Here is a 19,352-nt window from a genome sequence, read left to right on the forward strand (position 1 = left end):
CATCTGATATTAAATTATGTCTGTATTCGTACAAGTTGACCACGTTCATCGCGTTTTTAATCTCCCCAATGGAGAACGATATATAGCCCTGAAAAACATTGAACTCAAAATCAATAAAGGTGAATTTATTACCTTAATTGGACATTCTGGCTGTGGAAAATCCACCCTATTAAATATTATCGCCGGGTTAGATCAAGCATCAGAAGGGGGGATTATTTTAGAAGGGCGAGAAGTGCGCGAACCAGGGCCAGATCGGATGGTGGTATTTCAAAATTATTCCCTATTACCTTGGTTAACTGTGAGGGAAAATATCGCCTTAGCCGTTGATGAAGTCTATCGTAAACTGCCGAAAACCGAACGAAAAGAAATTGTTGAAAAACATATTAAATTAGTCGGTTTAAGACAGGCTGCGGATAAACGACCAGGGGAACTTTCGGGAGGGATGAAACAGCGAGTGGCGATCGCTCGCGCCCTATCCATTCGTCCCCAATTATTACTCCTAGATGAACCCTTTGGAGCCTTAGATGCTTTAACTAGAGGTGGGTTACAAGAGCAGTTAATGAAAATCTGTGAAGCCAACCAAGTCAGCGCCGTCATGGTGACCCATGATGTCGATGAAGCCTTGTTATTATCCGATCGGATTGTGATGTTAACCAACGGCCCAGAAGCGCATATTGGGCAAATTTTAGAGGTGAATATTCCCCGTCCCCGTCAACGGATGGAAGTGGTAAATCATCCCAGCTATTATGCCCTACGGAATGAAATTGTTTATTTTCTCAACCAACAGAAAAAAGCCAAAAAATCTGCAACGAAAAAAGCCCCTATGGTGGTTGCCAAAAATGGCTTAGAAAAAGTTAATTTAGACCTAGGTTTTATTCCCTTAACCGACTGCGCCCCCCTAATTATTGCCAAAGAAAAAGGTATTTTTGAGGAATATGGATTAAGTGAAGTCACCCTCAGTCGAGAAACCAGTTGGAAACTCTTAGGTCAAGGAGTCGTAGAAGGTCGTTTAGATGCGGCCCAAATGGTGGCAGGAATGCCTTTGGCGATGACATTAGGATTCGGTAAAAATTTACCTATTCCGATTGTTACGGCCATGACTCTCTCTCGAAATGGCAATGGGATTACCCTGAGTAAAAACCTATATGAAAATGGGGTTAAAACCCTAGAAGATTTTAAAATTTATATCGAAAATCACCTTGACAAAGTGCATACATTGGGGATGGTTCACCCGAGTTCCATGCACAATTTAATGTTACGGTATTGGTTAGCAGCCGGAAATATTAACCCCGATCAAGATGTGAATTTAACGGTGATTCCACCCCCCCAAATGCAAGCGAATTTAAAAGCCGGAAATATTGATGGCTATTGTGTGGGAGGGCCCTGGAATGCCCGGTCTGTTCATGAGGGGTTAGGATTTGTTATTGCTAATAGTTTTGATATTTTCCCCAATGGACATACGGAGAAAGTTTTAGGCGTAACCGAAGCCTGGGCAAATCGCTATCCCAAAACCCATGTTGCTCTAGTCAAAGCATTAATTGATGCCTGTGATTATTGTGATGATCGGCGAAATCGAGAAGAAATTTTAGAGATATTATGTCGGGATGAATATGTCGGATCGGCACCAGAATATACCCGCTTAGGATTTATTGACCCCGTTGACCGGGGTAATGGTCAACCCCCACAATTATTGGTGAATTACAATCAGTTTTATGTGGATAAAACTAATTGCCCTGATGCTACAGAATTTCTCTGGATCATGGCAGAAATGGCTCGTTGGGGGATTACACCCTTTCCCAAAAACTGGGTTTCTATCATAGAAAGGGTATTAAGAACTGATGTTTATGGCCAAGCCGCCCGGGAATTAGGATTGTCCGAGACAGGACGCGATCGCCAAAGCATTAAGCTATTTGATGGCACTATTTTTAGTCCTAACGATCCGATTAAATATCTCAAAAATCTCAAAATTAAACAGGAAATTCGGATTGAAGAAATTATCCTCGATCCCATAGCAGCCTAAAACAGTCTCATCGTCAACCGTTGTTTAGCCTAAAAAATTATGCAAATTTTAGATAGTATTTCTTCTAAACCAATGCCATCCTCAAAATCCGATGCTTTTTTGCTGATTGATCAAGTTTCTAAAGTCTATAACACAGCAAAAGGTGAATATGTTGTACTTGAAAATGTCAATCTTCAGGTGCAAGAAGGGGAGTTTATTTGCATTATTGGTCACTCAGGTTGCGGAAAATCTACCCTATTAAATATGGTGGCGGGGTTTAATCAACCCACCACCGGGATAGTATCAGTTCAAGGACAAACTATCACCGAACCAGGGCCAGAAAGGATGGTAGTATTTCAAAACTATTCCCTGTTACCTTGGTTGACCGCTAAAGAAAATATTCAGTTAGGGGTTGAGTCAGTATATCCTGACAAATCCACCGCCGAACATAAGGCAATTGTTAACGAAAATTTAGAGTTAGTTGGGTTATCGGAAGCGGCGAATAAAAAACCCGCTCAACTCTCAGGAGGAATGAAACAACGGGTTTCCATCGCTAGAGCCTTAGCTACCCGTCCCCAAATGCTAATTTTAGACGAACCATTTGGTGCCTTAGATCCCATTACCCGGGAAGAATTACAGGAAGAACTTCTGAATATTTGGCAAGATCATCGGATTACTGTGTTAATGATTACCCATGATATTGATGAAGCCCTATTTTTAGCTGATCGTTTGGTGATGATGACTAATGGCCCGGCAGCCCAAATTGGCGAAATATTAGATATTCCCTTCTCCCGTCCCCGCGACCGCGCCAAAATCACCGAAGATCCCCGATATTATGAATTACGCAACTATGCCCTAGATTTCCTATTCCGGCGCTTTGCTCACCATGAGGAAGATCAAGATACAACTGAAGATACAACCTCCAACATCGGATCAGCACAAAGCACTACAATAGCACCCAGTTATAGTCCTATAGCAATAGAGGTGCTGAATATGCAACCCGATAACCCTAACCCTAACCCTAACCCTAACCTTAGCCCCAAAGACAATCCCTATGCTCAACGTTCTGAACCTGAATTAACCCATGGGGTTGACCCCGCAACGACCGAAGAAGAAATGTCACCTGAAACGAAAACCAAGGTGTTATTTGCTCTGTGGGGAGTAATTCTGGCTACCTTAATCGGATCATTAGTTTTCAATTCTACCACCACCGCAAATAAAGAGGCGGAAACCCCAGAGTCTTCCTCGGCGACGATGGGAGAAACAGCAACTACCCCCGTTGCGGAAACCACGACTCCGGTAACTATAGCCTCTCCCACCTTGACCCCTACTCCCACTGCTACCTTATCACCCTCTGTCAGTCCCTCTATCAGTCCTTCTGTCAGTCCCTCTGCCAGTCCCTCTGCCTCCCTGGGGGCCACGCCAACCGCCTCTCCTAATGTCGTGGCGACGACTTCTCCTAGTCCCAATAGCGTTGCATCTACTACGACGACAACGACAACAACGGCGATCGCACCTACCACAAAGGCGTCGCCAACGGTTTCTCCGTCTTCCGTGGCTACAACCGCCCCAACCCCAGGGAGTTTAGCCCCTGCTTCTGCTTCTCCTTCCCCTGCTACAACAGCAACATCACCGACAACATCACCGACAACATCACCGACAACATCACCAACAACAACGGCATCGCCAACGTCCTCTCCTGCTTCCGTGGCAACTGCCCCTAGTAGTGCGACGGCAAAAACCCCTAGTGCTGCTGATTTAGAAAAGTTAAATCAAGAGGTTTTTGCCCAAATTAATGAGGCTTGGACAAATACTCCAGTGACCGCAGTTTCTGTTTATTTAGTTAAGGTGAGTCAAAAGGGGGAGATTTTGAGTTATGAAGCTAAATCTGCCGACGCAACTCAAAATCTGAATAATACCCCCCTGCCCAATTTAGTGAAGTCGGATGTGACCCAAACTCCCTATACGCAATTTGAGGTAACATTTACCCCCGTAGGAACCTTGGATTTAAAACCGGTTCCATAGGGAATATTTTAAGAGGAATTGGGAGTTAATTATTATCCCAATTTCTCACTCTGATTTAACAATTTTTATATTAAATAAATTCTGGAATTCGTTGTTGGGCTTTAGCCCTCCATATTCGTGGGCAATCATCCCAACAACTAGCTTGACAACTCTTTCATAAAACAATGGAATCGATTAAAACCCTTTGCCCTTTCTGTGGTGTCGGTTGTGGTTTGGAAATTCTATCTACAGCAACGGCTGATCAAGATATTAAACGAGATGAACAGGGAAACCCGATTTGGAAGGTGAGAGGCGATCGCCAACATCCGTCTAGTTTGGGAATGGTCTGTGTTAAAGGAGCCACCGTCACCGAATCGATTCACCGAGATCGGCTTTTATACCCGATGATTCGAGAAACCCTAGACCAACCCTTCCGCCAGGGGAGTTGGGAGGAAGCCCTAACTCTGATCGTGGATCGGATCAAAACCGTTCGCAGTGAATATGGTTCCGATGCCCTATGTATGTACGGTTCTGGTCAGTTTGTTACCGAAGATTATTATGTAGCTCAAAAACTATTCAAAGGTTGTTTAGGAACCAATAACTTTGATGCTAATTCTCGTTTATGTATGTCATCGGCTGTATCGGGTTATGTTCAGAGCTTGGGGGCTGATGGGCCTCCCTGTTGTTATGATGATTTGGAATTAACTGATTGTGCCTTTATTGTGGGTAGTAATACCGCCGAATGTCATCCAATTATCTTTAATCGTTTAGCCAAATATCATAAAAAAAATCCCCACGTTAAACTAATTGTGGCTGACCCTCGCTATACCCAAACCGCCGAAGCCGCCGACCTGCATTTACCGATTCGCCCCGGAACTGATATTGACCTGTTTAATGGCATCGGTCATTTACTATTAAAATCGGGTGATATTGATACACTTTTTGTGGATGAATGTACCCGTAATTTTAAAGAATATGCTCAACTTTTACAATCTTATCCTCCCGAAAAAGTTGCCGAAACCTGTGGAATTACTATTGAAAAATTAGAAACCGCGGCTCGTTATTGGCAAGAATCAAAACGGATTTTATCCCTGTGGTCAATGGGATTAAATCAATCCTCCGAGGGTACGGCAAAAGTGCGATCGCTCATTAATCTACACCTGATGACCGGTCAAATTGGTAAACCCGGTTGTGGCCCCTTTTCCCTCACCGGACAACCCAACGCCATGGGCGGACGGGAAGCCGGAGGACTGGCCCATTTATTACCTGGCTATCGGTCTGTGACTAACCCCCAACATCGGGCCGAAGTTGAACAGTTTTGGGGTATTCCCGAGGGTGGCATTTCTCCCGACATTGGACGCACCGTTTGGGATATGATTATCGGTTTAGAACAGGATGAAGTACAGTTTCTCTGGATCGCCGCTACCAACCCGGCCGTAAGTATGCCCGACCTGGAGCGCACCAAAGCCGCCCTATTAAAATCACCTTTTACCGTCTATCAAGAAGCCTACTATCCCACGGAAACCTCGGCTTATGCCCATATTTTACTCCCCGCGACCCAATGGAGTGAAAAAACCGGGGTGATGACCAACTCCGAAAGGCGTGTAACCTACTGTCCGGGGTTTGATGTCCCTTTAGGAGAAGCCCGCCATGACTGGGAGATTTTTGCCGAAGTTGGGAGGCGTTTAGGGTTTAAAGAACAATTTGCTTTCCAAACCTCGGCGGATGTCTATGCTGAATTTGTGCGACTGACTAAAGGTCGTCCCTGTGATCTGTCGGGGTTAAGTCATGACCGTTTGCAACAGCAGGGGCCGACCCAATGGCCTTGTCCAGCAGGGGAAGTTGATTCTAGTATTTCCTCCAAACGCCTCTACACCAATAGTTATTTTGCTACCCCCGACGGTCGAGCGATTTTTGGCTCCTACCATTCCCAGGGGTTAGCCGAACCCAGTGATCCTAATTATCCCTATGTGTTGACAACGGGGCGTTTATATGGTCACTGGCACACCCTCACCCGCACAGGGAGAACGGCAAAAACCCAACAAATGCACCCCGACCCCTTTATTGAAATTCATCCCCAGGATGCGGCTAATTTGGGGATTGAAAATGGCGATCTTGTGCAAGTCCGTTCTCGGCGGGGAAGTTGTCAATTTCCCGCTAAAGTCACCGCCTTTATTGTCCCGGGAACCGTATTTGTCCCGATGCACTGGGGGGCGTTGTGGGCCGCAGATGCAGAAGCCAATAATTTAACCCATCCCCACGCCTGTCCTGACTCTCGCCAACCGGAATTAAAAGCCTGTGCAGTACAGTTATCAGTCATCAGAGTAGAGATGTGCCCAAGCGCAGCGATGCCGTAGGCTATTGGCGCGTCTGCACCAGTTATCAGTCATCAGTGGGGAACCTTTGACAATTTATATCGACTATTAGAGTAAGTCAGGAGTATAAAAACGACTAACTCCCATCTACCCCAGACAACTTAAAAAGTCTGTTCAAGACCTTGAAAATTATCTTTTGGGATGATGCCAAGTCCCTCAAAAGATGTTAGCCTAAAATAAATAAAGGGATTAAAAATTTTATTAAGTTGAGTTGACCTATGAAACCGACATTAACCTTAACAACATTAGTATTATTAGCCAGTTCAATGCTCCCAGCCCGTGCTGTGATGCTTAATAACCGGATTAACACGGATTCCGCCAGACAACCCTCTCAAGATTTAATTCTGGCTCAAAATAATTTTGACCAATATCGTCAACAGCGTCATGCACAGTTAGAACAACAAATGCGACAAGAGGTAAATCAGCCTCAATATCGCAACTTATCCGCAGCCCAAAAAGCCCAAATGATTCGAGATGCTCATAGTAATTTGGATCAACGTTTAGATCAGGAGTATGCGACTTGGCAACAGGGTAACAATAACGGGAATTATAATGGTCAGTATGATTCGGGAAACTATAATGGCAGTGATCGTTATGATCGTTATAATCGTAACAATCAACCCTATCCTAATGGGGGTTACAACCGTTAATAGTAGGTTATGTAAGTACAGCACACGAATCATTTAGAATATCTCAAATCATTTGATCATTAATTATGTGGTAGGGGCGAATGGCCATTCGCCCCTACTTTATTTAGACTTAATCAGAAATAATGAAACCCGATTGCCAAAATGCAATTATTAAAAAATGTTAAACACAAAAATATAAAAACTTTCTTAAGATTTACGGTTATATTGAAAATACAAGCCAAAACAACCGGAGTAATACGCCCATGCAAGTTAATCACCTGTTGAGGGAATACGAAGAAGGGGAAAGAGACTTTACGGAAGTAGACCTGGAAGGAGCAGACCTATCGGGAGTAATTTTGATTGGGGTTAACCTTTCCAGAGCCAATTTAACTGGAGTCAACTTGAGTCGAGCCTTCCTAAGTCGGGTTAAACTCAATGGGGCGTGTTTGCATCGAGCTAATTTGAGTTATGCCAAAATGAATGAGGCAAAATTAGGGGATGCGAACTTAACCAAAGCCAATTTGACGGGGACTTTTTTGGTTAAAGCTAAACTTCCCAATGCTAATTTAAGCGGTGCAATTTTAGCCGGAGCCAACTTAAGACGTGCCAGCTTACCGAATGCTAATTTATGTTCGGCAAATTTGCAATTCTCGAATTTAAGAGAAACAAATTTAACCGGAGTTAACTTGAAATGGGCGAATTTAGTTTCGGCAAAACTCAGTGGTGCTAATTTATTTGGGGCAGAATTAACGGGAGTTAATTTACAAAAAGCCTACTTAAATGGGATTAAATTAAGTCGAGTTAATTTGGATGGGGTGAATCTGCATGAAGCCCGACTAAATGGGGCTGATTTAGAAGGAGCAACCCTAATGAATGCCAATCTCAGTCAAGCTCAAATGCGGGGTATCCGGTTAACAAAAGCCGATTTAACCGGAGCTAATTTAGAACAGGCGAGTCTGATGTGGGCAAATTTAAACTGGGCAAAATTATCACAAGCGGACTTGAGAGATGCGGATTTGAGAGATGCCTCATTATTGGGAGCCACCCTGGAAAATACTCAATTCCAAGGGGCACAATTGCCGCAATCTTTAAAACTTTATCTGGATTTAGCAATAACCTGCTCTAATTTATATCAAGGTCATACTCAAAAGTGTGCAGTTGAGTTAAGATAATTTAAATTAAGATTGAACAGAAGATTAATGGCAACAGATTGTACTGTAGTTTTGGTTACGGCAAGTTCTCGTTTAGAAGCAGAAAAAATTGCTCAAGTGTTAGTGGAAGAAAAACTGGCAGCCTGTGTGAGTTTAATCCCAATTCATTCTATTTATACCTGGAGATCAGAATTATGTCGGGAGGATGAATGGCAATTAATCATTAAAACCAATCTTAGACAGTTTGAACATTTAGAAATAAGAATTAAACAACTGCACTCCTATGAAGTGCCGGAAATTATTGCTTTACCGATTATCAAAGGTTCGGTAAGTTATTTAAGCTGGATTTCTGGAGAAACTCAGACTCGTTAAAAACTTTTTTTCTCTTAGGTCATAATGTTTTATTGTAGGGTTTTTTCACAAATCATTTATTTTTACAGTAGTGGCACAAACACCTTATTTTACAAAGACTCATGCTCAAACCTAGACGGTGAGATCTTTTCTCTCTCAAGGATTTTCAAGGGAACACTTCTTACGATATAATCGTCCTATCAATCGGGTTAGACAAACAACCCAAGTCCACAGTCCCCAACTAACCATCACAAGCAATAAAGGATTAATCCCCATGGCTACTTTTCAAGAAAAAACGGGTGCTGATAACCCCCTGAATAATATCACTGTTGGTAATGCTAGCACCCCCTACCTTGCCGATCTTGACAATGATGGGGACTTAGATGCTGTGGTTGGTACCTACTCGAATGGGCTCAAATATTTACAGAACAACAACGGAATTTTCACTCAGCAGACGGGTGCCGCCAACCCCTTCAATGGTTTCAGGCTGATCGTTAATAGTGACCCCGCCCTTGCCGATATTGACAAGGATGGGGACTTGGATCTTTTTGTTGGGGACAGCTCCGGCACGATCTCCTATTTCCAGAACAACAACGGAATTTTCACTCAGCAGACGGGTGCGACTAACCCCTTCAATGGTTTCAGGGCTGGTCAGAATGCTAGACCCAGATTTGGCGATCTTGACGGTGATGGGGACTTAGATGCTGCGATTGGGAGCAACTCGGGTAAGATCAACTATTTCCAGAACAACAACGGAATTTTTACTGAGCAGACGGGTGCGGCTAACCCCTTAAATATTGTCAATATTGGGGGGCTTATTGAGCCCAATCTTGCCGATATTGACAAGGATGGGGACGTGGATGCTGTTATTGCCACTTCTGGGGGTACGCTCGAATACTTTCAAAACGACAACGGAATTTTCACCCGGCAGACGGGTACGGCAAACCCCTTCAGTGCCTTAAATTTTGGGCAAAATAACTCCGCCACTTTTGCCGATTTTAACAAGGATGGAAACTTGGATGCTTTTGTTGGGAACGCCCAGGGCACAATCCAATATTTTCAGAACACTACGCCTCTACCTCCAGAACTTCTGATTAACGCTTTACTGCCTTTTAATAATCAGCAACAAGTTCCGCTTGCGAATGACTTAACAGTCTATTACAACCAACAGATTCTCAAAGGCACTGGCAATATTGTTATTAAGAATGCTGCGGGAAATATTTTTGAAATCCTAGATATAAATTCACCTAATATTACAATTAATAGTTATGAACTTGTTATTAACCCCACCAATGATTTAGCAGGACAAACACGATACAGCGTTGAAATTTCTCCAGGCGCGCTTGTAAGTTCAGGTGGATTATTACCCTCTAAAGCAACAACTGCTAAAGACTGGAGTTTTACAACCCTTGATAATATTCCCCCCACCATTACGAAACTAAGTCCCGCCGATGATAGCATCGGCCAGATAGCATTGTTTGGCAACTTAGATATCACATTCAATGAACCCGTTTCTAAAGGGACTGGTAATATTGTTATCAAAAGACTCTCGGATAATTCTATTTTTGAAACGATACCAGTTACATCACCCAATATCAGTTTTTTGACGGCTGGTGGATCTAGTCTTCAGGTATTTATCAACCCCACAAACGATTTGGTATCGGAAACAGAATATTACGTTGAAATTGATAATACAGCCTTTAAAGATTTGAGTGGCAATGCCTTTGCCGGCCTGAGTGGAAATACTCCCTGGAATTTCAAAACTCCAGATCGGACTCCTCCACTCCTGACCAGTTTATCACCAACGGATAATGCTACAGGAGTTGCCCTAGGAGATAATTTAATTGTCACCTTCAATGAAGCTATTCAGAAAAGTAATACGGGCAATGTCACGATTAAAAAATTATCCGATGGTTCAATTGTTGAAACCCTAGCGGTTAGTTCACCTAATCTGACTACTAATGGCAATCAACTCACTATTAACCCCACTGCTAATTTAGCTCCGGGTACAGAATATTATGTAGAAATTGCTCCCATAACTATTGCTGATTTAGCCGCAAATTCCTTTATTGGAATTAGTGGGAGTACGCAATGGAATTTCACAACTGTCTCCGATGCCGTTAACCTGTCGATAACCCCGACCACCGGGACAGAAGCCAACACCACCAGTATTACCGTCACCGCCACCGCCGCCCTGCCCGTTGTTGGGAACCAAACCGTTGATTTAGCATTAACTGGAAATGCCACATCTGCGGATTTTGCGGGCACTATCCCCAACAAAATCACCATAACCGACGGCAGCACCACCGGACAAGTCACCTTTACGATTACTGACGACAGCATCGACGAAATTGACGAAACTGCCAACCTCGCTATCAGTAACCCCAGTGCGGGCATTGTTTTAGGGCCAACCACCACAGGCAATATCACCATTACCGACAACGATACGGCTGGATTTGAACTGCAAGCCATCAGTGGCCATACCAGCGAATCCGGGGGGACTGCCAACTTTGGTATCCGCCTCAAAACCCAACCCACCGCCGATGTCAGCTTCAGTTTCACCAGCAGTAACACCGCCGAGGCAACCGTCCCCGCCACCCCCATCACCTTTACCCCCGCTAACTGGAACGTTTATCAAACCGTCACTGTAACGGGCGTAGACGATGCACCTCCGGTGGTCGATGGAGACAAAACCTACCAAATTGTTAGCAGCGCCGTTACTAGCACCGACCCCAACTACAGCAGCATCAAACCCTCCGATTTGATTGGGATCAACACCGACAACGACAGCCCCAGAGTTACTATTACCCAAAGTGGAGGCAGTACAGCCGTTACCGAAGGGGGAGCAAATGATACTTATACAATACAATTAGATACCGCACCTCTAGGTGATGTCACCGTTACCGTCACCTCCGATGCCCAATCCCAAGTCAGCACCGATGGTACTACCTTTGGCAACAGCCAAACCGTCACCTTCACCCCTGCCAATGGTACGGCGGCTAAAATTATCACCGTCAAAGCCGTAGATGATACCGTCGCCGAACATAACCATACCAGCAGTATTACCCACGCGATTACTGCCAGTGCCACTCCCATCAACTATCCCACCACCATGCCCATCGGCCCGGTGAATGCCCAAATTACCGATAACGATATTACCTACAATGTAGTTGGTAGCACTACCACGATTACAGAAGGGAATACGGGCAACCAAGTTATTAGTTTTACGATTACTCGTGGGGGCGAAACCCAACAACCCAGTAGTATTGATTTCAGTTTCGGGGGAACCGCCAGTACCGGAACAGACTACAATAACGTTAACGTGACGGGTACGGGAGTGAGTGCTACAAACAGCACCATTAGCTTTGCCGCCAACGCCACCACCGCCACCATCGCCGTTGAAATCCTAGGGGATGCCCAAGTTGAACCCGATGAAACCCTCAGCCTCACCCTCAGCAACGGCACACCCGCAGGGACAGCTACCATTACAGGTTCGCCCCTGAATGTCACCCTAACCAACGACGACACCGCCGGAATTGTCCTCAAACCCAAAAACGGATTAACCACCACCGAAGCCACCGCCACCGATAGCTTTACTGTCCGGTTAAGCAGCCAACCCAGTGCCGACGTCACCATTGGGTTAACCAGTGATAACACCGCCGAAGGCACATTATCAGCCAACAGCGTCACCTTCACCCCTAGTAACTGGAATACCGCTCAAGCTGTTACTGTCACTGGAGTCGATGATAATATTATTGATGGGAATAAAGCCTATAAAATTGTCACCGCCAAAGCCACCAGCACCGACACTAACTATAGCGGCTTAGACTCTAACGATATCGGTGTTAACAACCTCGATAACGACTTGGCCGGGTTCACAATTTCGGCTATTAGTGGCAATACCACAGAAGTCGGGGGGACGAGTACCTTTACCATCCAACTCAAAACCCAACCCACCGCCGACGTCACCCTTCCTTTAAGTAGCGATAACACTGCCGAAGGGACTGCTTTACCCGCTTCTGTTACCTTTAATTCAACTAACTGGAATCAACCCCAAACCGTTACTGTTACCGGAGTTGATGATAGTATTGCCGACGGAAATCAAAACTATAATATTGTCACTGGAGCCACCACCAGTACCGACACCAACTATAACGGCATTAACCCCAACGATATTGGGATTGCTAATATTGATAACGACGTTGCCGGGGTCACAATTTCTGCTATTAGTGGGAATACCACAGAAGCAGCAGGTACAGCCACCTTTACCGTTCAACTCAAGAGTCAACCTACGACTGATGTTAGCTTTAATTTAAGTAGTGATAATCCCGCAGAAGGGTCTATTTCTGCTAAGAGCCTCACCTTTAATTCAACTAACTGGAATCAACCCCAAACCGTCACCGTCACCGGAATTGATGATATTTTCTTTGATGGCGATAAACCCTATAATATTGTTACCACAGCCATCAGCAGTCAAGATCCCAGTTATAACGGGATTAATCCTAGCGATATTGCCGTCACCAATACCGACAACGACAGTCCTGGGTTCATCGTAATACCCGTCGTCAGCAATACTACAGAAGCTGGAGGTACCGGAGGATTTGTCATTTATCTCAACGGTCAACCTACAGGCGATGTCACCCTTCCCCTCAGTAGTGATAACACCAATGAAGGCACTGTAACCCCCGCAGCCGTTACTTTTAATGCCAGTAACTGGGATATCCCCCAAACCGTTACAGTTCTACCAGTCGATGATCCGATTGTGGATGGGGATAAAGCCTATAATATTGTTACCGGAGCCTCTACCAGTACCGATATCCGATTTAACGGGATTAACCCTAACGATATTCCCTTCACCAATACCGACAACGACATCCCCGCGTTTATCATCTCCCCCATCAGTGGCAATACCACAGAAGCCGGAGGTCAAGCCAATTTTACCGTCCAACTCAACGGTCAACCCACCGCCGACGTTACTTTTGGGTTAACCAGTGACAACCTGGCTGAAGGCACAGTCTTACCCGCAGCCGTCACCTTCAATTCCACCAACTGGAATACCCCCCAAACCGTCACTGTCACTGGAGTCGATGACACCATTGTTGATGGCGATAAACCCTATAATATTGTCACCGGAGCCTCTACCAGTACCGACCCCCGATTTAATGGTATTAACTCCAACGATATTGCCGTTATCAATAGCGATAACGATATCCTCCCCGTCGATACCACCCCACCAGTAGTGGTGAGTTTAACCCCAACCGATGATGCCACGGGAGTAGCCGTAGGGGATAACTTAATCATTAAATTCAGTGAAGCCATTCAGATTGGCAGTGGTAATATCGTCATCAAGAAACTATCCGATAACTCCATTGTCGAAACCCTGAATGTCAATTCCCCCAAAGTCAGCATCGGGACAAACAAAAAGGATAAAGTCGCCAGTCTACTTATCCTCAACCCCACAGCCGACTTAGCCCTCAGTACAGACTATTATGTAGAAATCGACCCCACAGCCATTCAAGACAAAGCCGGAAATCCCTATACTGGTATCAGTGGCAGTACAACTTGGAACTTCAAAACCGTTGATGCGTCCCCAGCCATTCCCCCCGTCAACCTCTCCCTATCCCAAACCACAGGCAGCGAAGCCGGGACAACCAGTATTACCGTCACCGTCACCGCAGCAGCAGCCGTTGTGGGCGACCAAACCCTTGACCTGACCCTAAGCGGAGATGCCAACTCTGCCGATTTCGTCGCCCCCGTCCCCAACAAAATCACCATCCCCAACGGTAGCAGCAGTGGACAAGTCACCTTCACCATCACCGACGACAAACTCGACGAAATCGACGAAACCGCAACGCTCACCCTGAGTAACCCCAGTGCCGGAATTGTCCTAGGCCCAGACATTACAGACAGTTTCACCATTATCGACAACGACACAGCCGGATTTCAACTTCAACCCATCAGTGGTAATACCAGCGAAGCCGGAGGTCAAGCCAGCTTTGACATCCGTTTAACCTCCCAACCCACAGCAGATGTCAGTCTCAGTTTCAGCAGTAGTAACATCGCCGAAGGGACAGTTGCCCCCACCACTATCACCTTTACCCCCGGTAACTGGAATAGCTACCAAACTGTCACCGCCACAGGAGTAGATGATTTAGTCGCCGACGGAGATGTCTCCTACGAAATTCTCAGTGCTCTCACCAGCACCGACAGCAACTATAACAGCCTCAAACCCGCCGATGTCGATGTCACCAACACCGACAACGACATCCCGGGAGTCACCATTACCCAATCGGGCGGGAGTACCAATCTCACAGAAGCGGGAAAAACAGATACTTATGAGATACAATTAAATACGCAACCCCTGGGGAATGTTGAAGTAACATTAACCGCCGATATCCAAGCCGAAATCAGCTTAGATGGGGTTAACTTTGCCCCATCTCAAATCGTTAACTTCACACCCACCACGGGCATCACTCCCCAAACTATTACAGTCAGGGCGATAGATGATGGAGTTGCCGAACATAATCACAGCAGTGCTATTACCCACCGGATTACCAATAGCACAGCCCCCAACTATCCCACCACCCGACCCATTGGCTCGGTGAATGCCCAAATAGTGGATAACGATATTACCTATAATTTGATTGGGAGTACCACCACTATCACAGAAGGGAATACGGGTAGCCAGGTTGTCAGTTTTACTATTAGTCGAGACGGTGAGACTCAACAGGCCAGTAGTGTTGATTTCAGCTTAGGAGGCACCGCCAGCGTTGGTACAGATTACAATAACGTTTTGGTCAGTGGTAGTGGAGTTAGTGCTACGGGCAGTAAGATTAATTTTGCCCCCAATGCCACCACTGCGACGATTGCGGTCGAAATCCTGGGTGATACTGTTGTTGAACCGAACGAAACCCTAGAACTTAGTCTGAGTCAAGCTACGGCTGCTGGCACAGCCACGGTTACGGGTTCTCCCCTGAGTCTCTCCATTCAAAATGATGACCGAGAAATTATACCCACACCCGTACCCACACCCGTACCCACACCCGTACCCACACCTGCACCAACATCCGTACCCACACCCGTACCCACACCCGTACCAACATCCGCACCTATACCTATACCTGTACCGATACCCACGCCCACACCAAGACCCACGCCCGCACCTACACCGGAGCCCACACCCGCACCCACACCAGAGCCTACACCCGTACCCACACCCGCACCGACCCAAATTCCCATACCGGACTTTAAGGCTTTGGAGGATGCTCTCAAATCCTTGCCTGTTACCGTTTCACCCCAGCCCACCCCAGAACCCACGGCGGTGTATATATTTGACCCCACCGTGTTATACCTGGGAATCAACATCAACGCAGATGCCCTCACGCCACCAGCAACCGCCAATCCGCTTAATGGTACGGGTAATACCGATAATTTGGAAGCCACAGACAATCAGGATGTCATTTCCTCCGGGGGTGGCGATGATCGAGCCTTGGGCTTTAAAGAAAATGACTTTATTACTCTCGAATCGGGAAATAACACAGCGTATGGGGGTCAGGGTAATGATACTGTCGTTAGCGGTGACGGCGATGATCTGATTTTTGGTGATTTAGGAGATGACCTGATTCAAAGCGGAGACGGTAAAGATACGGTGTTCGGCAGTCAAGGTAGTGATATTCTGCATGGGAATTCAGGAGATGACCTACTCTTAGGCGGTGAAGACACGGATGTCTTAGAAGGGAATGAAGGGAATGATCTTGTCTTCGGTGGCCAAGGCATGGATTTTGTCAATGGAAATGAAGGAGATGATGTCCTGTTTGGTAACCAAGGCTTTGACATCGTTGCTGGGGGTACAGGCAATGAGACAATCTATGGGGGTAAAGAAACCGATCTAGTTGATGGTAATGAAGGTAATGATCTGCTCTGGGGCGATTTAGGAGATGATCTTCTCGATGGTGGTACCGGAGAAGACCAACTTCTCGGCGGTGAGGGCAATGACATCCTCGTCGGTGCTGAGGGTCTGGATATCCTGACCGGAGGCGAGGGCAATGATAATTTCTATATTGCGACTCAGTTTGATACGGAAACCATTACGGATTTCCAAGATGGGTTAGACCGAATTGTGTTCACGGGGGGATTGACTTTTGCTCAGTTACAAATTACGTCTGAAAATGGCAATACTATTCTGACGGTAGGGAGCACTCAACAACAAGTGGCTATACTTTTAGGGGTGAATCCTAATTTAATTACTGCGGAGGACTTTTTCACTAATAATTCTCCCTTATTAAGCACCCAGGGGATTTGATTTTCTGTCCCCCGAATTTTTTTATAAGCTGTTCAGTCTTTAGTTGTGATTAGCAAATAGCCCCCTCCTTGTCATGGGAGCGGCGACGCTCCCTAAAATCAGTTTATCCCCTAGTGGGGTGACAAGAGGGCTATAGCGCTACGCCCATAAGTGTTTGACACTTCTAAAACCTGAAACCCTTTTAACCATCACAAGTCAAGAAAGGATTGATCAATATGGCTACTTTCCAAGAAAAAACGGGTGCTGACAACCCCCTGAATGGTTTCGATGTTGGTAATGTTAGCGCCCCCAGCGTTGCCGATCTTGACAATGATGGGGACTTAGATGCTGTGCTTGGTAGCTACTCCGGTACGCTCAACTATTTCCAGAACAACAACGGAATTTTCACTCAGCAGACGGGTGCGGCCAACCCCTTCAATGGTTTCAGGAGCTTCCTTTATACTACCCCCGCCCTTGCCGATATTGACAAGGATGGGGACTTGGATGTTTTTACTGGGAACAACTCCGGCACGATCTCCTATTTGCAGAACAACAACGGAATTTTCACTCAGCAGACGGGTGCGACTAACCCCTTCAATAGTTTCCAGGGTCAGCGTAATAGTGCCCCCAGCTTTGGCGATCTTGACGGTGATGGGGACTTAGATGCTGCGATTGGGAACTCCCTCGGCACGATCAACTATTTCCAGAACAACAACGGAATTTTTACTGAGCAGACGGGTGCAGCCAACCCATTAAATAGTGTTGGAATTTTTGGGCTTAGTAAGCCCAATCTTGCCGATATTGACAAGGATGGGGACGTGGATGCCGTTATTGGCACTAATCAGGGTACTCCCGAATACTTTCAAAACGACAACGGAATTTTCACCCGGCAGACGGGTACGGCAAACCCCTTCAGTGCCGTAAATTTTGGAAGTAATAGTTCCCCCACTTTTGCCGATTTTAACAAGGATGGAAACTTGGATGCTTTTGTTGGGAACTCCCAGGGTACGATCCAATATTTTCAGAACACCACGCCTCTACCTATAGAACTTGTGATTAACGCTGTACTGCCTATTAATAATGGGGTACAAGTTCCGGTGGCGAATGACTTAACAGTCTATTACAACCAACAGATTCTCAAAGGCACTGGCAATATTGTTATTAAGAATGCTGCGGGAAATATTTTTGAAATCCTAGATATAAATTCACCTAATATTACAATTAATAGTTATGAACTTGTTATTAACCCCACCAATGATTTAGCAGGACAAACACGATACAGCGTTGAAATTTCTCCAGGCGCGCTTGTAAGTTCAGGTGGATTATTACCCTCTAAAGCAACAACTGCTAAAGACTGGAGTTTTACAACCCTTGATAATATTCCCCCCACCATTACGAAACTAAGTCCCGCCGATGATAGCATCGGCCAGATAGCATTGTTTGGCAACTTAGATATCACATTCAATGAACCCGTTTCTAAAGGGACTGGTAATATTGTTATCAAAAGACTCTCGGATAATTCTATTTTTGAAACGATACCAGTTACATCACCCAATATCAGTTTTTTGACGGCTGGTGGATCTAGTCTTCAGGTATTTATCAACCCCACAAACGATTTGGTATCGGAAACAGAATATTACGTTGAAATTGATAATACAGCCTTTAAAGATTTGAGTGGCAATGCCTTTGCCGGCCTGAGTGGAAATACTCCCTGGAATTTCAAAACTCCAGATCGGACTCCTCCACTCCTGACCAGTTTATCACCAACGGATAATGCTACAGGAGTTGCCCTAGGAGATAATTTAATTGTCACCTTCAATGAAGCTATTCAGAAAAGTAATACGGGCAATGTCACGATTAAAAAATTATCCGATGGTTCAATTGTTGAAACCCTAGCGGTTAGTTCACCTAATCTGACTACTAATGGCAATCAACTCACTATTAACCCCACTGCTAATTTAGCTCCGGGTACAGAATATTATGTAGAAATTGCTCCCATAACTATTGCTGATTTAGCCGCAAATTCCTTTATTGGAATTAGTGGGAGTACGCAATGGAATTTCACAACTGTCTCCGATGCCGTTAACCTGTCGATAACCCCGACCACCGGGACAGAAGCCAACACCACCAGTATTACCGTCACCGCCACCGCCGCCCTGCCCGTTGTTGGGAACCAAACCGTTGATTTAGCATTAACTGGAAATGCCACATCTGCGGATTTTGCGGGCACTATCCCCAACAAAATCACCATAACCGACGGCAGCACCACCGGACAAGTCACCTTTACGATTACTGACGACAGCATCGACGAAATTGACGAAACTGCCAACCTCGCTATCAGTAACCCCAGTGCGGGCATTGTTTTAGGGCCAACCACCACAGGCAATATCACCATTACCGACAACGATACGGCTGGATTTGAACTGCAAGCCATCAGTGGCCATACCAGCGAATCCGGGGGGACTGCCAACTTTGGTATCCGCCTCAAAACCCAACCCACCGCCGATGTCAGCTTCAGTTTCACCAGCAGTAACACCGCCGAGGCAACCGTCCCCGCCACCC

General features: G+C 45.7%; 8 protein-coding genes. All 8 read left to right on the plus strand.

Annotated features, from left to right (window positions below; genetic code table 11):
• Positions 1–16: 16 nt before the first annotated feature.
• Positions 17–2,020, plus strand: a complete 2,004-nt coding sequence (locus PL11201_RS11680) for an ABC transporter ATP-binding/substrate-binding protein (RefSeq protein ID WP_079678859.1) — start codon at positions 17–19, stop codon at positions 2,018–2,020.
• 39 nt (positions 2,021–2,059) lie between these two features.
• Entirely contained in the window at positions 2,060–4,024 is a 1,965-nt protein-coding gene (locus tag PL11201_RS27505) for a nitrate ABC transporter ATP-binding protein (RefSeq protein ID WP_079678860.1), read from the plus strand.
• A gap of 164 nt (positions 4,025–4,188) precedes the next feature.
• On the plus strand, positions 4,189–6,360 hold the full coding sequence (locus PL11201_RS11690) for a molybdopterin oxidoreductase family protein (protein ID WP_079678862.1): 2,172 nt from the start codon (positions 4,189–4,191) through the stop codon (positions 6,358–6,360).
• Positions 6,361–6,596: 236 nt separating this feature from the next.
• Positions 6,597–7,028, plus strand: coding sequence for a hypothetical protein (locus tag PL11201_RS11695; RefSeq protein ID WP_079678864.1), 432 nt, complete (start codon positions 6,597–6,599; stop codon positions 7,026–7,028).
• A gap of 242 nt (positions 7,029–7,270) precedes the next feature.
• Complete coding sequence (locus PL11201_RS11700) at positions 7,271–8,179, plus strand: pentapeptide repeat-containing protein (RefSeq protein ID WP_079678865.1); 909 nt, start codon at positions 7,271–7,273, stop codon at positions 8,177–8,179.
• Between the two features lie 27 nt (positions 8,180–8,206).
• Entirely contained in the window at positions 8,207–8,530 is a 324-nt protein-coding gene (gene cutA / locus PL11201_RS11705; RefSeq protein ID WP_079678867.1) for a divalent-cation tolerance protein CutA, read from the plus strand.
• 253 nt (positions 8,531–8,783) lie between these two features.
• Positions 8,784–16,811, plus strand: a complete 8,028-nt coding sequence (locus tag PL11201_RS26460; protein ID WP_079678868.1) for an Ig-like domain-containing protein — start codon at positions 8,784–8,786, stop codon at positions 16,809–16,811.
• Positions 16,812–17,026: 215 nt separating this feature from the next.
• Positions 17,027–19,352: Ig-like domain-containing protein (locus PL11201_RS26465; protein ID WP_200816757.1), on the plus strand; the 2,326-nt coding region annotated here is incomplete at its 3' end.

This window comes from Planktothrix sp. PCC 11201 (genome assembly GCF_900009135.1).
In the GTDB taxonomy this organism is placed as follows: domain Bacteria; phylum Cyanobacteriota; class Cyanobacteriia; order Cyanobacteriales; family Microcoleaceae; genus Planktothrix.